At 39.1% G+C, this 15790-nt stretch carries 15 protein-coding genes; 10 read left to right on the forward strand and 5 right to left on the reverse strand.

Annotation, left to right across the window (positions count from 1 at the left end; translation table 11 throughout):
• Positions 1-26: 26 nt before the first annotated feature.
• Positions 27-635: a hypothetical protein gene (locus tag ACO05K_RS03580; protein WP_421943093.1), complete on the forward strand. Its 609-nt coding sequence runs from the start codon at positions 27-29 to the stop codon at positions 633-635.
• Here ACO05K_RS03580 and ACO05K_RS03585 read toward each other — a convergent pair.
• Positions 624-1118 (reverse strand): ankyrin repeat domain-containing protein, encoded by a 495-nt coding sequence (locus ACO05K_RS03585; protein ID WP_421943094.1) that lies wholly within the window; start codon positions 1116-1118, stop codon positions 624-626. The two genes, ACO05K_RS03580 and ACO05K_RS03585, sit on opposite strands and share 12 nt — an antisense overlap.
• A 279-nt stretch (positions 1119-1397) precedes the next feature.
• On the opposite strand from ACO05K_RS03585, the gene ACO05K_RS03590 reads away from it, so the two are divergent.
• A complete protein-coding gene (locus tag ACO05K_RS03590; RefSeq protein ID WP_421943095.1) occupies positions 1398-2555 on the forward strand; it encodes a zinc-dependent alcohol dehydrogenase in 1158 nt (385 codons plus the stop codon).
• A 122-nt stretch (positions 2556-2677) separates the two neighbouring features.
• On the opposite strand, the gene ACO05K_RS03595 is transcribed toward ACO05K_RS03590, so the two are convergent.
• The gene (locus ACO05K_RS03595) at positions 2678-3259 is read right to left on the reverse strand and encodes a ferritin-like domain-containing protein (RefSeq protein WP_421943096.1); all 582 of its coding nucleotides are present in this window, start codon (positions 3257-3259) and stop codon (positions 2678-2680) included.
• Positions 3260-3575: 316 nt separating this feature from the next.
• Here ACO05K_RS03595 and ACO05K_RS03600 point away from each other — a divergent pair, with 316 nt between their 5' ends.
• The 4 genes from ACO05K_RS03600 (at position 3576) to ACO05K_RS03615 (ending at position 5987) form a co-directional block, all read left to right on the forward strand.
• Positions 3576-3809 carry a hypothetical protein gene (locus tag ACO05K_RS03600; RefSeq protein ID WP_421943097.1) on the forward strand — a complete coding sequence of 78 codons (234 nt, stop codon included), beginning with the start codon at positions 3576-3578 and terminating at the stop codon, positions 3807-3809.
• 151 nt (positions 3810-3960) lie between these two features.
• The gene (locus ACO05K_RS03605) at positions 3961-4401 is read left to right on the forward strand and encodes a hypothetical protein (protein WP_421943098.1); all 441 of its coding nucleotides are present in this window, start codon (positions 3961-3963) and stop codon (positions 4399-4401) included.
• A gap of 183 nt (positions 4402-4584) precedes the next feature.
• Complete coding sequence (locus ACO05K_RS03610; RefSeq protein ID WP_421943099.1) at positions 4585-5103, forward strand: DUF421 domain-containing protein; 519 nt, start codon at positions 4585-4587, stop codon at positions 5101-5103.
• A 113-nt stretch (positions 5104-5216) separates the two neighbouring features.
• Entirely contained in the window at positions 5217-5987 is a 771-nt protein-coding gene (locus ACO05K_RS03615; protein WP_421943100.1) for an alpha/beta hydrolase, read from the forward strand.
• Positions 5988-6068: 81 nt separating this feature from the next.
• On the opposite strand, the gene ACO05K_RS03620 is transcribed toward ACO05K_RS03615, so the two are convergent.
• From ACO05K_RS03620 to ACO05K_RS03630, 3 genes are all read right to left on the reverse strand, one after another.
• Complete coding sequence (locus ACO05K_RS03620) at positions 6069-7073, reverse strand: SDR family oxidoreductase (RefSeq protein ID WP_421943101.1); 1005 nt, start codon at positions 7071-7073, stop codon at positions 6069-6071.
• 134 nt (positions 7074-7207) lie between these two features.
• Positions 7208-7381 (reverse strand): hypothetical protein, encoded by a 174-nt coding sequence (locus ACO05K_RS03625; RefSeq protein WP_421943102.1) that lies wholly within the window; start codon positions 7379-7381, stop codon positions 7208-7210.
• A gap of 136 nt (positions 7382-7517) precedes the next feature.
• The gene (locus ACO05K_RS03630) at positions 7518-7718 is read right to left on the reverse strand and encodes a hypothetical protein (protein WP_421943103.1); all 201 of its coding nucleotides are present in this window, start codon (positions 7716-7718) and stop codon (positions 7518-7520) included.
• A gap of 173 nt (positions 7719-7891) precedes the next feature.
• Between ACO05K_RS03630 and ACO05K_RS03635 the strand changes: the two genes are divergently transcribed.
• Genes ACO05K_RS03635 through treY form a run of 4 tightly spaced genes read left to right on the forward strand, consistent with a single transcriptional unit; the run spans position 7892 to position 15786 of the window.
• Complete coding sequence (locus tag ACO05K_RS03635; protein ID WP_421943104.1) at positions 7892-8746, forward strand: SDR family oxidoreductase; 855 nt, start codon at positions 7892-7894, stop codon at positions 8744-8746.
• A 53-nt stretch (positions 8747-8799) separates the two neighbouring features.
• Positions 8800-9873, forward strand: coding sequence for an AI-2E family transporter (locus tag ACO05K_RS03640; RefSeq protein WP_421943105.1), 1074 nt, complete (start codon positions 8800-8802; stop codon positions 9871-9873).
• On the forward strand, positions 9873-11762 hold the full coding sequence (gene treZ / locus ACO05K_RS03645; protein WP_421943106.1) for a malto-oligosyltrehalose trehalohydrolase: 1890 nt from the start codon (positions 9873-9875) through the stop codon (positions 11760-11762). Before ACO05K_RS03640 ends, treZ begins: the two co-directional genes overlap by 1 nt.
• A complete protein-coding gene (gene treY / locus ACO05K_RS03650) occupies positions 11755-15786 on the forward strand; it encodes a malto-oligosyltrehalose synthase (RefSeq protein ID WP_421943107.1) in 4032 nt (1343 codons plus the stop codon). The genes treZ and treY overlap by 8 nt, the downstream gene beginning before the upstream one ends.
• Positions 15787-15790 lie beyond the last annotated feature (4 nt).

Genomic DNA, 15790 nt, shown 5'->3' on the forward strand with positions numbered 1-15790 from the left:
AAAGTACCCCTATTTTTATTTTTAAAATGAAAGAAAATAAAAAAGCAGATAACCTGATTCCTACCCAATATCTGGGTAGCAAAATAGATGTCAGTGAGAAAATCGTAACGACCAATGCAACTCAAGCCAGTGCGTGGTTTCGTAAAGCATCTGAAAGGCTGCTTGATGTCAATAGTTGGGGATCGTTTGCTAATTTGTCCGAATTTCAGCTGACGGACACCTCAGGAGAAAGAATTTTCAGAACTGCATGTGAAAAGGATTACATCAGGATTGATATTCCCGGTCCTGGTACTAAAGCAGGAAAAGGATATGACTGGGTAAGAATTGAGGAAATCAGATTTGATGAAAGCCCCGATGAAGAAATTCTGGTTATGACCGTCAGACCTTCAGCTCATCCTGCTAGCAAAGATAATATCCCAGCGCATTTTCTGGGTTGCAGTGCTACTTCAACATTTCTTGTGAAGCGTAAAGGGCTAGAGATTTTTGTCGAAGAACATGGCCGCAACGAGCTGATTAATACCAAACAGAGAAATCTATCTGACACGGCGAGAAATTTTGCTGTTGGATTGGCGGCAAAACTTGGACTATCTTATCCCCAGTGGAACGCACTTGTGAAAGGTATTTTAGAAAAGTGATTTCTCATGAGCATTAGCTAGCAGATTTGTGCCTTCTTGGTTTCCCTGCATTAACGCTAGGTCTAAAGCGGTCTGTCCTCTGTTATCCTTAAGCGTCAGGTCAGCACCTTTATTGATAAGCAAGGACAATACTTCATTCCTTCCAAACATGGCAGCAAACATCACTGCAGTGCCACCATTGCCATGCTGAAGATTCAAATTAGCACCATGCTCAAGGAGTAATTCTACCAACGCTATATACCCTTTAAATGCAGCGCCCATTAATGCAGTATTACCACCCAAATCTACCGAGTCAACCTCAGCGCCGTTTTCAAGTAAAATCTTTGCAGCTTCAAACTGGTTACTATAGCAGGCAATAATCAATGCGTTGTAGCCTTTTTCATCTTTATAGTTTAAATCTGCCTTCCTACGGATAAGCTCCTTTAAAACTTCTATTTCTCCTTTTCGGGCGGCGGGAATTGCCAGCAGATTAATATTTTCCATGTTTATATAACTTTTTTATTAACTAAAAGTTTTACTGCGGACACTATATCTATGTATGGCCAAAAATGAATTTAATTACAGAAAGAAAAGCTTGTTTGCGTTGGACGTATAAATACATTGATTCAATTAATATGTGCATTAATACGGTATTTGGTTTTTTCTCGGCCATAACGATTTTGATGATGTTATTTGATAACTGATGCTTAGCATTCTTATTGTTGAAAGGAATTCAAGAAAGAGAATCTATTGTCAGTGTATCTAAACATAAATTACAAAACTATGAAAGCAGCAGTTTTCCACAAGCCTGGTGATATCCGGGTAGACAATGTTCCAGATCCGCAGATATTGGAACCCAGAGATGTTATTCTAAAAGTTACTTCCACTGCCATCTGTGGCTCAGACCTTCACATTCTATCCGGAGCAGTTCCACAAAAAGAACCAATGGTGATGGGGCATGAGTTTATGGGTATTGTAGAAGAAGTCGGTTCGCAAATTACCAATCTAAAAAAAGGCGATAGGGTTATTGTGCCTTTCCCAATTTCTTGTGGTTCGTGTTTTTTCTGCACCCACGAGGCTAGCCCAGCTTGCGAAAACTCAAATTATAAGAATTACGGACCGAATGGCGACTTGGCAAGTCAAAAGGGCGGTGCATTATTTGGTTATACCGATTTATATGGCGGATATTCTGGCGGGCAGGCTCAATATGTTAGGGTGCCTTACGCTGATATCAGTCCGAGGGTTGTACCTGAAAATTTAAGTGATGAACAAGCATTGTTTTTAACAGATATTTTTCCAACGGGCTGGAGTGCTATAGATTGGGCACAATTAAAAGGCGGGGAGGTTGTTGCTATTTTTGGATGTGGCCCGGTTGGTTTAATGGCTCAAAAAGCAGCCTGGTTAAACGGTGCAAGTCGTGTTATCGCGATTGACCCTTTAGATTACCGACTAGAAAAAGCCAAAGCAGTTAATAAAGTAGATGCATTAAATCCTCATAAAGTAGACGTTGTCGAGGCTATAAGAGAAATGACCGGAGGCAGAGGAGCTGATGTTTGTGTGGATGCGGTTGGTTTTGAACCAGAAAGAACGTTAATGGATAAGGTTAAAGCAACTTTTAACTTTGAAAAAGGCTCAATAAAGGTACTAGAAATGTGTTTTGAAGCAGTGAGAAGAATGGGAACCGTTTCAATTGTAGGTGTTTATGGTTCTCCGTATGATAACTTTCCACTATTCAGAATTTTCGATAAGGGTATCACAATTAAACAAGGGCAGGCCCCGGTACTAAACTATATAGATAAACTTATTGGTTTAGTAAATGAAGAAAAGGTTATTCTGGATGATATTATTACCCATTCATTACCTTTAGAAGACGCTGCATACGGCTATAAAATATTCGATGAGAAGCAGGAAGATTGTGTAAAAGTGGTTTTAAAACCATAAATGATATTGAAATAAAGTTAAGAATTGCAGGCAGTAGAGATATTGTCCTGCAATTTTTTTTAAATCTAACTTTAAATTATAATAAAAACAGAATGGCTACATTTTGGTAGCCATTCTGTTTTTTATTCTGAAGCGGCAGCGTCGTTAATGGCACCTTCAGCAATTTCGGTTAATGCAACGTCGGTTGCTTTTTCATTTTCGAGGGTTTCGCTTAATAAATCTGCGATATCAGCTCTGCCCATATTCTGTGCAAATACCCTCAGCGTTCCATAAGTAGCAATTTCATAATGCTCTACTTTTTGTGCCGCTAGGATAAGTCCGGCATCGCGGATCATTGTTCCTTTATCTGTATCTGAAATAATTCCGTCTGCTTCTTCAAGCAGGCCAGCCATTGCATCGCATTTTTTTGCGGTAGCTTTTTCTTCCAGAAGTTCGAAGACTTGCTCAAGAGTTGCAATGTGCTGGTTTGTTTCGCCGGTGTGCTTTTCAAAGGCAGCCGCTAATTCGGGACTGGTTGCTGCTTTTTGAAGTTTAGGTAGCGCTTTTGCAAGGTGTTTTTCCGCCCAATAGATGTCTTTTAATTCATCTACAAAGAATTCGTGAAATTCTGAATTGTCTAATTTTCCTTTTTTTGTAGCTATTTTGCCACTTGGTTTTGCAGTTGTGCTTTTTGCTGCTTTTTCAGCTGTTTTACTTGTTGCCATGTTGTGTTTTTAATTAGGTAAATGTTTATACACAACCTTTTGATTTACATAAGGTTTGGGTGTATTTATACCCGATTTTAAATGGCTTGTACGTATATATTCTAATAAAAATAATTTTTAGTAGAGGATTTATTCAAGGGTTTTAAAAAGTTCACAACATCAGGCTTTAACTTATTCTTAATTAAGGTGATTTAGGATGATATTTTGCCATCCCAACTTTGAGCACTTACGTTTATATATCAAACGACGGTTAAAACCGGAAACAGAATGAGCTGAAAATCTATAACAGAGTAGGCAAAAACAAAACTTGAATATTATGAAAATGCAAGAATTGAATTTAAACGAAATGCAAGAAATTAACGGTGGTGGTATCTTTGGTAACAATGATTCCGCAAATTCTGGTGGTTTGGGCGGTGCGCTGAATATCGGCAATCTGTTATCATTCTCTAATTCTACACAAGATGGAGATGAGTCCAGCAGTACCTCGTTCTCATTAGGCAATAACATTGGTGGCAGCATTGCTGGTATCTTTGATAGTCTAAGATCATAATTCTTAAAAAAGGATTATTATCAAAGCGCATTCATTTATGGATGCGCTTTTTTGTTTGGCAAAAAATCGAAAACCTTTTCATAGCACTCGGGGTAGTATATTAAACTATACCTATAATAAAGTGATTTAAACATTTTAAATATCGAAAAACATGAATATTCTAAAGAATTTGCTCGCGGGCTTTGCTGGTGCTGTAGCTTTGAATTTGCTGCATGAGGGCTTGAAAAATACCCGCCCTGATATGCCCAGGATTGATTTAGTGGGAGAGGAGGCCCTAAATAAAGTGCTTGACAGTTTCGGAGCGGCAATTAGCGATGATAAAAAACTATATCAGGCTACATTAGCATCAGATGTACTCTCCAATGCATTATATTATAGTTTAATTGGCGCAGGCAGCAGCAAATTTATAATTGGTAGAGCCGTTGTTTCAGGATTGTCGGCCGGGCTTGGTGCAGTTAATTTACCCGATAAAATGGGGCTCGATGATGAGCCGGTAACCAAAACGTCGAAAACAAAAATACTTACTGTAGCTTATTATCTTTCTGGTGCCCTGGTTACGGCAGTGGTATTGAAAACGCTAAATAAAAAATAAGTTTTATAACCAGCTAGGTTGTAGGTTAAGGAAAACTAAACCACATGCACAAGGTTATTCATAGGCATGGAGTTAAGCGTCCGCAATGCAGATTCATTTTTGAACAGGCAGTCACTAAGCAAGCTGCCTGTTTTTTTCTTAACGAGATACACCAGCTGAGCCATTTACTTATCAAATCATTTTATGGAAACACTCATTTTTAAAGACTGGAAAAGCCTGGCTAGTGTGGCCTTTTGCGCAGTTATCGCCTACCTTACACTCTTTATTTTTATCCGGATTTCCGGAAAAAGAACATTAGCGAAATTGAATGCCTTTGATTTCGTGGTAACCGTTATCTTGGGCTCTACCTTATCGTCAATGATTTTAGCTAAAGTAACCCTTTCTGAAGGATTGGTTGCATTGATTATCATCATCTTACTACAATATGCACTCGCCTGGACAGCCAAAAGATCTCATAAAGCAGAAGCCATTATAAATTCAGTGCCAACACTGTTATTTTATAATGGCGCTTTTATTGAGGATGCCTTGGATAAAGAAGTAATAACGAAAGAAGAGATTTACGCCGAGATTAGAAAGTACAGACTGCACCGAATGGATGATGTGCAGGCAGTTGTGATGGAACTGAACGGAACATTTACAGTCGTAAAAAAAGCGCCCGGTGGGAGCCATACTTCTTTAGAAGACATTGATACAGATGTATAATTTATAAGTTTTTACTAGCAAATTGAAATATCACTTCATATACGAATAAAGTAAATTGTTCGAAAACTTAGCTTGTAAAAGTCGTGTTGTAGAAATACATAAAATCAAATACAATGAAAAACATCATTTTTATACATGGAATGTTCCAGAATCCTAAAAGCTGGAAGAAATGGGAAGATTACTTTTCCTTAAAAGGATATAACTGTATTGCTCCGGCTTGGCCTTTACATGATGGAGAACCAGCTGAGCTAAGGGCGAATCCGCCTGAAGGTCTTGGAGATTTACAATTGCAAGATATCCTTACCGAAATTAAAAGTGTTATTGCTCAAAGCGAAAACCCAATTGTAATCGGTCATTCAGTTGGTGGGTTAATTGTTCAGTTGTTAATAAACCAAGGTTTAGCAAGTGCAGGTGTGGCTATCGATTCTGTAGCGCCCAATGCTATGCTAGATTTTGACTGGGGCTTTTTTAAAAACAGTGCCTTAATTGCAAACCCATTTAAAGGTAACGAGCCATTTTTTATGGACGAGAAAGCTTTTCATAGCTCATTCGCAAATACACTGGATGAGGCTTCGTCAAATCAGGCGTTCAATGAATTTGCCACACACGATAGCAGAAATGTTTTAAGGGATTGTATGGGCGATGATGGAAAATTGGATGTTGAAGTGCCACATGCGCCACTGTTATTAATTGCAGGCGAAAAAGATGAAATTATTCCGAATAGCTTAACGTTGAAAAATTTCGAGGCTTATACTGATGAAACGAGTGTAATAAGCTTTAAAGAGTTCGCAGGCAGAAGCCACTATATCTGCGGCGAACCCGGTTGGGAAGAAGTTGCAGAATATGTTTTTAACTGGCTCGATCAAGTTGATGAGCAACAATAGCTTTAATAAAACAAAGGGATTCAATAATTTGAATCCCTTTGTTTTTTGAGGTTTAACAGATTTAAAAAATTTCAGCTCAGATTATGGTTGCCCGTTACCGCCTGCTGCACCATAAATCTGTCCGGTTGAAAAACTTGCATCGTTTGCGGCTAGCTGCACATAGATAGAAGCCAGTTCTGCCGGCTGACCCGGACGACCGAGTGGCGTATCTTTTCCAAATTCTTTCAATTTTTCTGGGGTGGAACCGCCACCCATTTGAAGCGGTGTCCAGATTGGTCCAGGTGCCACTCCGTTTACCCTTATTCCTTTAGGGCCTAACTGTTTTGCTAATGATTTAACTAAGTTAGTCGTAGCTGCCTTTGTTAAGGCATAATCGAACAAATCGGGTGAAGGGTCTGTAGCTTGTACAGAAGTAGTTCCAATAATTGAAGAACCTGGCTTTAAATAAGGTAATGCTGCTTTAATGATCCAAAATGGTGAGTAAATATTGGTTTTTATTGTCCAGTCAAACTGTTCTGAAGTAATGTCTAACACCGAAGGGTTAGATTGCTGACGTGCAGCGTTGCTAATTAAAATGTCGAGACCGCCAAGTTGCTTTGCCGCCTCATCAACCAGTTTTTTGCAAAAGCTTTCATCACGTAAATCTCCAGGAATGGCAACGGCTTTTCGGCCAGCTTTTTTTATCAGCTCAACCACTTCTTTTGCGTCTGGTTCTTCCTGTGGAAGGTAATTAATAGCTACGTCAGCACCTTCGCGGGCATATGCAATTGCGGCTGCTCTGCCCATTCCCGAATCTCCTCCGGTAATTAAAGCTTTTCTCCCCGCTAAACGCCCGGAACCTTTGTAAGTGGTTTCGCCATGATCTGGTCGTGGCTCCATTTTACTTGCCAATGCAGGCCAGGGTTGATTTTGATGGGTAAATGGTGGGCGTGGATATTTTGTAGTTGGATCTTGAAGGTCTACGGGTTGCAAATTAAAATCCAGAGGTTGAGAGGTATGAGCTAAAATCGGTGTTGCCGCAACTGCGGCCATTGCAAGCGTTAGTCCACCGAGTGCCTTACGGCGACTCATTTTATTATCGTTCATAAGCATAATTTTTTAAAAGATGTACTCTTTTATAACTGTGCTTGTTCCCTATAGTTTTTACAATCTTAAATCAATCTGCTCTAAAAATCGATAGGATAACCGGAAATATTTTGGCAATTAACAGATTGTGTATGTTAGGATGCCTGATGCAATACAGCACCTGTAAAGTCGTATTTTACTTGCTCGTATGCCATTGCTGCTGCCGATAGACTTTTGATCTCAGAAATATCCTTTACTGAATTATTCTCCAGATTTCTAATTTCGGCAATAACGAGCTTATACTCCTGCTCTGTCAAAATGGTATTCATATTTAAATTTGCTAGTCAGTTATCAATAATACCATATCCGTAAAATTTTGTTGTCTGGATTTTTTTAACACTTGTGGATAAGTCAAATTAGAATAACAGAATACACAAAAAAGCCCGGATGTTCCGGGCTTTCTAACTACCTTGGTGGCATCGTTTTTTTAGTTGAATCCATTTTCATCGAATCCCGTTTCATCGAATCTTTTTTCTTCCAATCCTTTTTGTCTTTCTTCATCATTTTCTCTTTTTCCATTTTCTTTTTAACCGAATCCGGACGGGTTTGTGCGATGCTGCCAAAGCCTATAGTTAAGGCCAGCATCATTAACATTAGTTTTTTCATAGTGATGATTTTTTGTTTTGTTGAAATAGTATTTAGCTTAACAAACTTCTGTATAACAAGGTTTTATAAATAAAAATATAATTAGCTTGATACTACAGGAGAGTTGTATTTCGAAAAATTAAATCAAACCTTATCATTTTTCATCATGTTATTAAATTCGTAAACCCAATTTTATGATTATGGATAAGAAAACACCAGCTAAGCAAAACAATACACCAGGCATTGAAGCAAAAATGAACCCTCGTCCGGAAGTGATTAAAAAGGGATACCGTTCATCAGGTAAGCTTGGAGGTAAGGTAGCATTAATTACCGGAGGAGATAGTGGAATTGGGCGTTCTGTTGCGGTACATTATGCAAGAGAAGGAGCGAATGTTGCCATTGTTTATTTAAATGAGGATGTTGATGCCAAAGAAACCAAAGCACTCGTAGAGGCAGAAGGGATGAATTGTTTGTTGATAAGAGGAGATGTGAAAAAAGCATCTTTTTGCAAGAAGACTATCGATGATGTGCTCAAAAGATTTGGCAAGCTGAACATTTTGGTCAATAATGCCGGAATGCAGGTGCCCCAGAAAGATCCGGAGAATATCGACAACAAACAGGTTGAAGATACTTTTAGAACAAACATCTTTGCCTATTTTTATTTTGCCCATGAAGCACTCAAACATTTAAAGTCGGGTGATTCAATTATCAATACAACTTCAGTAACTGCATACCGTTCGTCACCACATCTGATAGATTATTCCTCCACCAAAGGTGCCATTACTTCTTTTACCAGGTCACTTGCCACTAATCTGGCAAAAACAGGTATTAGGGTGAATGCTGTAGCACCCGGACCAGTTTGGACGCCCCTAATTGTTTCAACTTTCGATGCAGAAAAGATTAAGTCATTTGGCTCTGAAACTGCTATGGAAAGAGCGGGACAACCTTCGGAACTTGGCCCTGCTTATGTGTTTCTGGCTTCCGATGATGCTTCCTTTATTACTGGGCAGGTCATCCATGTAAACGGCGGTGAAGTAGTTAATGGATAGAAAAGAAAATCATTATTCAAAGAACCATTTGCAGCAATTGTTGTTAATGCGGTATGGCGAAACTTCAACAAAGCGTGTATTTTTTATTATTCATCACCTTAATTTTTTCAGGGCTGTATTTCGCGGCGCCTTTTCTCATTCCGATAACACTAGCGGCTATATTTTCGATGGTGTTTATCAGGCTGTGCAACTGGCTTGAGCAAAAGGGAATTAATAGAGGCTGGGCCAGTCTGATTTGTGTGCTCTTATTTATCCTTGCGGTTGCCCTTATCATCTCTTTGCTGTACTGGCAGCTTGGTAGCCTTACCGACAACCTTGATACCATGAAATCCCGACTGAGCACTATGCTTTCTGATTTAAGAAACTGGGTTAACCAAAAACTTGACATCAGCAGCAAGCAGCAGAGCGATATCATCAAATCCGGAAGCGGCGGTACAGGAAATCTTCTGGCCAGCTTTGCAGGTGGTTTACTTGGCATTGCCGTAAATACAGTGTTGGTTCTGGTTTATATGTATTTATCTCTTTTTTACCGATCGCACATTAAAAAATTTATACTCAAACTTGTTCCTGATAACGCAGAACGCAAGGCTTCTGTTATTGTACACGAATCAGGGAAGGTTGCCCAGCATTACCTAAGCGGACTGGCAGCCATGATTGGTGTTTTATGGGTATTGTACGGCATAGGTTTTAGCATCGTTGGGGTAGAAAGTGCAATATTCTTTGCAGTACTGTGCGGCCTGCTCGAAATTATTCCTTTCGTAGGTAACCTGACCGGGACCTGCCTGACACTTCTGGCTGTGGTTGCGCAAGGAGGCGATTCCAAAATGCTGATTGGCGTATTGGTGGTATATGGCTTGGTTCAGTTTCTTCAAACTTATATACTCGAACCACTGATTGTAGGTGAACAGGTTAACATCAACCCGCTTTTTACAATCTTATCAATTGTTTTGGGTGAGTTTATCTGGGGCGTGGCAGGTATGATTTTAGCCATACCTGTTTTGGGCATTTTCAAAATCATCTGCGACCGAATACCGGCTTTAAAACCGTATGGATTTTTAATCGGCCCCGAAAATCCGAAAGTCAAGTCTGATAACTGGTTTTCAAAACTAATTAAATCGAAAGATTAATGATTTTAGTGGATTTAAGCATTAATACAGGAATGAAACTCAACTACGGCAAGCGAACAATTGGTTTAAACTTTGATAATGGTCAGGCTGCATTTTGGCTATGGGCACCTCATTTAAAGCAGGTTGCATTACAAATAGAATCTAACGAAACTCAGCTTAATTTTTCTGCTAAAGCTAAAGGCTATTGGCTATTAGAAGACTTTGAAATCAAACCTGGTGATAAATATCATTTAATTATAGAAACTGCTGGCGAGGCCAGGGAAAGCGTTCATCAGAATACCCAATACCTGGATCCGGCCATGCTTTGGAAATGTGTGGAAGAAGATCGCTCAATCGCATACGATCTAACAGCATTTCGCTGGACAGATAATTCATGGCGGGTTCCGGAACTAGAAGCTTTCATTATTTACGAACTACACTGTGGTACATTTACTCCGGATGGAGATTTTTCAGGAATTAAAGAAAAACTTGATTATCTGAAAGACTTAGGCATTACGGCCATTGAAATCATGCCTGTTTCTCAATTTTCCGGTTCGAGAAACTGGGGCTATGATGGCGTATATCCCTTTGCCGTTCAAAACAGTTATGGCGGACCTAATGCCTTGCAGCATCTCATCAATGCTTGTCATAACAAGGGCTTGGCTGTAATTTTAGATGTGGTTTATAATCACGTAGGGCCTGAGGGTAACCATTATGAAGATTTTGGTCCTTATTTTACTGATAAATATCAAACGCCCTGGGGAAAAGCGATCAATTTCGACGACGCACAAAGTGATGAAGTAAGAAAGTTTTACCTGGAAAATGTATTGATGTGGTTCAGGGATTTTCACATTGATGCGCTCCGGCTGGATGCGGTTCACGCGATTAAAGATTTCAGTGCCCGTCATTTTTTGGAAGAAGTAAAATTAGCTACAGATAAATTATCCCTGTTAACGGACAGAAAATGCTACCTGATTGTTGAATCTGATTTAAATGACAATAGGTATATCAATCCTTTTGAGGTTGGTGGTTACGGAATGGATGCACAATGGATTGATGAATTTCACCATGCACTCAGGGTTGCATCCGGACAGCCTAAAACGGGTTACTATGAAGATTTTAACGGTGTAGAACATTTAGCCAAATCTTACAGAGATGCTTACGTTTACGATGGTCAATATTCTAACCATCGCCAGAAAACATTTGGCAGAAAAGCTACTGGAAATACCGGAAAGCAGTTTGTGGTGTTCTCTCAAAACCATGACCAGGTTGGTAACCGCATGTTAGGCGAAAGAAGTTCTGTTTTAGTAACCCATTCCATGTTAAGACTCATGGCAGGCGCTGTATTCATCAGCCCTTTTATTCCACTAATTTTTATGGGAGAGGAGTATGCAGAAGAAAATCCGTTTTTATTTTTTGTCAGTCATAAGGATCACGAACTCATTGAGGCAGTAAGAAAAGGACGCAAGGCAGAATTTTCTGCATTCCATCAGCAAGGTGAAGCGCCTGACCCACAAAGTAGTAAAACTTTTGAGTCCTCTAAACTTAACTGGGAGCAATTAAAGTTGGAGGAACACAAATCCATGTTTGCGTATTATAAAAGATTAATTGCTCTAAGAAAGCATTCCAAAGTGCTTAAGAATTTGGATAGGGATTGTATTCATGCTGAAGCGCTGACAACCCAGCAAACCATTATGTTAAAGCGATGGAATGCGGAAGAAACCCTTTTTTGCATTCTGAATTTTTCTGATCAATGCCAAAGTATCAGTGAATTTATTCCGCGTAATGCATCACTCATCTTCAGTTCCGAAGAAAAGATAGATGAACAGTTTGAAGCGTTAACTAACTCATTAAAAACAATTATCATTTCACCCGAAACCCTTCTTATCTTTTCAGAAAGCCATGTATAAACCTGCTTCAACCTACAGAATTCAGTTTAATAAAGATTTTAATTTTAAAAAATTTCGGGGCATTATTCCATATTTGAAAAACCTGGGGGTGGATACCATTTATGCTTCTCCAATTTTTGCGGCCATACCCGGAAGCACACATGGATATGATACAGTTAATCCGCTGATGATTAATCCAGAGATTGGTACGGAGGAAGAACTGCTGGAAATTTCCAATATACTAAAAGAAGCGTCAATCGGATGGTTGCAAGACATTGTGCCCAATCACATGGCTTTCCACCCGAATAATGAATGGTTGATGGATGTGCTCAAAAACGGTAAAAAATCACGTTATGTTTCCTATTTTGATTTGGATTTAGAGCATGGGAAACTTATGGTTCCATTTCTGGATGGTTCGCTGGAAGATGCAATAAGCGATAATAAAATAACAATTACAAAAACTGAAGTCGGTTATTTTCTGAATGATGGTGCAGCAGAATGGCCCATTAATGAGCAAAGCATATCCCTGATATCGGGCAGGAAACTAACGGAAATCAATAATGATAAAGACTTAATCCGCAAAATTATCGATAAGCAACATTACCGACTCTGCGACTGGCAGGAAACCAATAGTAAAATAAATTACCGCCGCTTTTTTACCGTTAACGCTTTGATATGTTTAAACATTCAGCATAAGGAAGTTTTTGATGTTTATCACCGCTATATTTTTGAATTGGTTCGAAAGGGGATTTTTAATGGGCTACGGATTGACCATATTGATGGTTTATACGATCCTAAAAAATATCTGGATCAGTTAAGTGCGGAACTTGGTAATGAAGTTTATGTTGTGGTAGAAAAGATTCTTGCCAGAAATGAAAAACTGGAAAAAGACTGGAATTGTGCAGGCACCACAGGTTATGATTTTTTAGCAATGTCAAATAACCTTTTTACAAATACCGCCGCGAAAAAACCTTTTGATAAATTATATGGAAGCATAACAGGCAAACAACACAATCCCAAAACGCTTATAACTGAAAAGAAAAGCCATATTTTACAGGCTTATATGCAAGGAGAACTGGATAATCTCTTTAATTATTTTTTAAAACTTGATTTAGCACAGGGCGAAGAATTTGAAGACGGGGCAATGAAGAACGCAATTGCAGAAATGCTTATTTCAATGTCGGTTTACAGATACTATAACTATGATTTTCCTGCTGATGAAAATGTGATTGCAGATATAAAAGCTTTATTTGAGCTGCCATTAAATGGAAATCATTTATCCATAGAGGGAAAACTGCTTGAAGATATATTTGCGAAGTTTACGTTGGAAGGCGATGAGGAATACAATAAAAAGGTGAGCCTTTTTTATCAGCGATGTATGCAATTTACAGGACCTTTGATGGCCAAAGGTGTGGAAGATACCCTGATGTTTACTTTTAACCGTTTTACCGGGCATAATGAAGTTGGAGATGCGCCAGAGGCATTCGGGTTATCTATTAAGGATTTCCATCTTAAAATGGCAGTAAGGCAAGAAAATAGTCCGTTTGCGATGAATGCAAGTGCAACCCATGATACCAAGAAGGGAGAGGACGTAAGAGCCAGGCTGAACGTTTTAACTGATATTCCTACTAAATGGGCGAAGGTGATAAGGAAAATCACCAATATTGTTCAGAAAGAAGTGATAGCGGATTTTAGTGGAATACATCAAAACGACTTATATTTTATTCTTCAGCATATTATCGGTGTTCTTACTTTTGCGAAAGAAGATGCTGAAGATTTAGAGTTCAGGTTAAATGCATTTATAGAGAAAGCACTTAGAGAGGCTAAAAAACGTTCTGAATGGGCTGCTCCAAATGCCGATTATGAACAACTGCTGAAAGACTTTATCAAAGTTTGTCTTGATGAAAACAATCGCCTTGGCCGCAAAATCCGAAAGTGGGTAAATAGCATTGCAGATGCCGCAATTCTAAATAGCCTTTCTCAACTTGTTTTAAAGTTTACTACTCCTGGTATTCCAGATGTTTACCAGGGTACAGAGTTGTGGGATTTGAGTTTGGTTGACCCCGATAACAGACGACCAGTGGATTATAAACTCAGGAATAAATGGTTAAATAATATTGCTAAGCAAGCGGATATCACTTCACTTTGGGCAGAAAGATATAATGGTAAAATAAAATTGTACCTAAGCTCCATACTCTTCAAACTTCGCAAATCGCATGCAATACTTTTTGAGCGGGGTAGTTATATTCCATTGAAAGTTTCAGGAAAATATGCTGATAATATCATTGCCTATGCCAGAAATTTAGAGGATAAGTGGATAATTGTTGCGTTGCCCCTTGGCTTTAAGGCTGTGAAGAATTCAGATTCAAAAGTAGAATGGAACGATACACGGATACATTTGCCAAAACATGCTCCTTCGGGTATGGTCGATTTGATATTGGAAAAGCCTGTTTATCCGGATGTGCTGACTGAAGGGATTTTAATCAGCCAGATTTTTACGGAGCTGAATATTGCAGTGCTAGAAGCCGTAAAAAATCCCGGCGAACGTTCCGCTGGTCTGCTCATGCACATCAGTTCACTTCCTTCTTCATTTGGAATCGGGGATTTAGGAAAAGAGGCCTTTACGTTTGTAGATTTTCTATCAAAATCAAAGCAACAATATTGGCAAATCCTGCCCTTAAACCCAACCAAAGCGGAGAATGGACACTCACCATATTCCAGTAATTCAGCACATGCCGGAAACCCACTGCTCATCAGTTTGGAGTTTCTTGCAGATTTAGGTCTACTAAACGATACTGAATTGAAGAATTGCGTTATTCCTAATGATGGAAGGGTTGATTTTAGTCAGGTTAGTCGGGTGAAGAAAAGCGCCATAAAACAAGCCTACTTTAAATTTATTGCCCTTAATGAATTACCATTAAGAAAGGATTTTGAGACTTTTATTGTTAAAGAGCAAAGCTGGCTGAACAATTTTGCGCTTTATACCGTCATCAAAGCTCATCATCAGCATGCGGAATGGTACCATTGGCCACGGCAATTTAAGTTCAGAGATAAGAAAACGCTGGAAAAATTTCAAAAAGAAAATGAAAAGGAACTTCTGGAAATAAAATGGCAGCAGTTTATTTTTTACAGGCAGTGGGAAAGCCTGAAATCTTATGCAAACCAGAAGCACATCAAAATCATTGGCGATTTGCCTTTCTATCTGGATTACGATTCGGTTGAAGTTTGGAGCCAGCCACAATATTTTAAATTGAATGAAGATTTAAGCCTGGACAAAGTTGCAGGTGTTCCGCCAGATTACTTCAATGAAAAAGGGCAGCTATGGGGAATGCCGGTATTTAACTGGGCAACATTAAAAGCAGACGGATTTAAATGGTGGATTGAACGTTTAAAGTGGAATCTTAGATGTTTTGATATAGTCAGATTGGATCACTTTTTAGCCTTTTCTGCTTACTGGCAAGTGGACGCTGGATCTACTGATGCAACATCGGGCGTTTGGCAAAAAGGACCCGGAGCGACTTTCTTTGAAAAGTTGCAACAGGAACTGGGCAAGCTTCCTTTCATTGCAGAGGATCTTGGTGAGCTTTCCAGCGATTCGGATGCGTTAAAATTAAAGTTTAGATTACCGGGAATGTCGGTTTTGCAATTTGGCTTTGGAGAAGATTTGAATGGCTCAGTCCACGTCCCCTTTAACATCCATTCAAACAGTGTTGTTTACTCCGGTACTCATGATAATAATACCGTCCTTGGCTGGTTTTTGGAAGATATCTCACCGAAAGAGAAGAAACGACTGGAGCAATTCTACGGCAAAAAAATGAAAAAGGAAAACATTAACGATTTCATATTTAGGATGGCATATGCTTCCAGCGCAAAACTGGCGGTATTGCCATTTCAGGACCTTTTAGAACTGGATAGTGATGCGAGAATGAATATTCCCGGTACATCAAAGGGCAACTGGACCTGGAGGTTGAAACATGAACAAATTACTAAAAAGCTCGAGAAAAAAATAGCTTCGAAAGTCAGGCTTTACGGGAGGTTGTATTAGTGAT

This window comes from Pedobacter sp., from assembly GCF_965227205.1.
GTDB lineage: Bacteria > Bacteroidota > Bacteroidia > Sphingobacteriales > Sphingobacteriaceae > Pedobacter.

Excerpts from the sequence above, each read along its gene's own strand:
- ACO05K_RS03600 (WP_421943097.1), top strand. The coding sequence starts at position 3,576 with ATGAAAATGCAAGAATTGAATTTAAACGAAATGCAAGAAATTAACGGT.
- ACO05K_RS03635 (WP_421943104.1), top strand. The coding sequence starts at position 7,892 with ATGATTATGGATAAGAAAACACCAGCTAAGCAAAACAATACACCAGGC.
- ACO05K_RS03640 (WP_421943105.1), top strand. The coding sequence starts at position 8,800 with ATGGCGAAACTTCAACAAAGCGTGTATTTTTTATTATTCATCACCTTA.
- treY (WP_421943107.1), top strand. The coding sequence starts at position 11,755 with ATGTATAAACCTGCTTCAACCTACAGAATTCAGTTTAATAAAGATTTT.
- treZ (WP_421943106.1), top strand. The coding sequence starts at position 9,873 with ATGATTTTAGTGGATTTAAGCATTAATACAGGAATGAAACTCAACTAC.
- ACO05K_RS03595 (WP_421943096.1), bottom strand. The coding sequence starts at position 3,259 with ATGGCAACAAGTAAAACAGCTGAAAAAGCAGCAAAAAGCACAACTGCA.
- ACO05K_RS03590 (WP_421943095.1), top strand. The coding sequence starts at position 1,398 with ATGAAAGCAGCAGTTTTCCACAAGCCTGGTGATATCCGGGTAGACAAT.
- ACO05K_RS03620 (WP_421943101.1), bottom strand. The coding sequence starts at position 7,073 with ATGAACGATAATAAAATGAGTCGCCGTAAGGCACTCGGTGGACTAACG.
- ACO05K_RS03610 (WP_421943099.1), top strand. The coding sequence starts at position 4,585 with ATGGAAACACTCATTTTTAAAGACTGGAAAAGCCTGGCTAGTGTGGCC.
- ACO05K_RS03585 (WP_421943094.1), bottom strand. The coding sequence starts at position 1,118 with ATGGAAAATATTAATCTGCTGGCAATTCCCGCCGCCCGAAAAGGAGAA.
- ACO05K_RS03615 (WP_421943100.1), top strand. The coding sequence starts at position 5,217 with ATGAAAAACATCATTTTTATACATGGAATGTTCCAGAATCCTAAAAGC.
- ACO05K_RS03605 (WP_421943098.1), top strand. The coding sequence starts at position 3,961 with ATGAATATTCTAAAGAATTTGCTCGCGGGCTTTGCTGGTGCTGTAGCT.
- ACO05K_RS03630 (WP_421943103.1), bottom strand. The coding sequence starts at position 7,718 with ATGAAAAAACTAATGTTAATGATGCTGGCCTTAACTATAGGCTTTGGC.
- ACO05K_RS03580 (WP_421943093.1), top strand. The coding sequence starts at position 27 with ATGAAAGAAAATAAAAAAGCAGATAACCTGATTCCTACCCAATATCTG.
- ACO05K_RS03625 (WP_421943102.1), bottom strand. The coding sequence starts at position 7,381 with ATGAATACCATTTTGACAGAGCAGGAGTATAAGCTCGTTATTGCCGAA.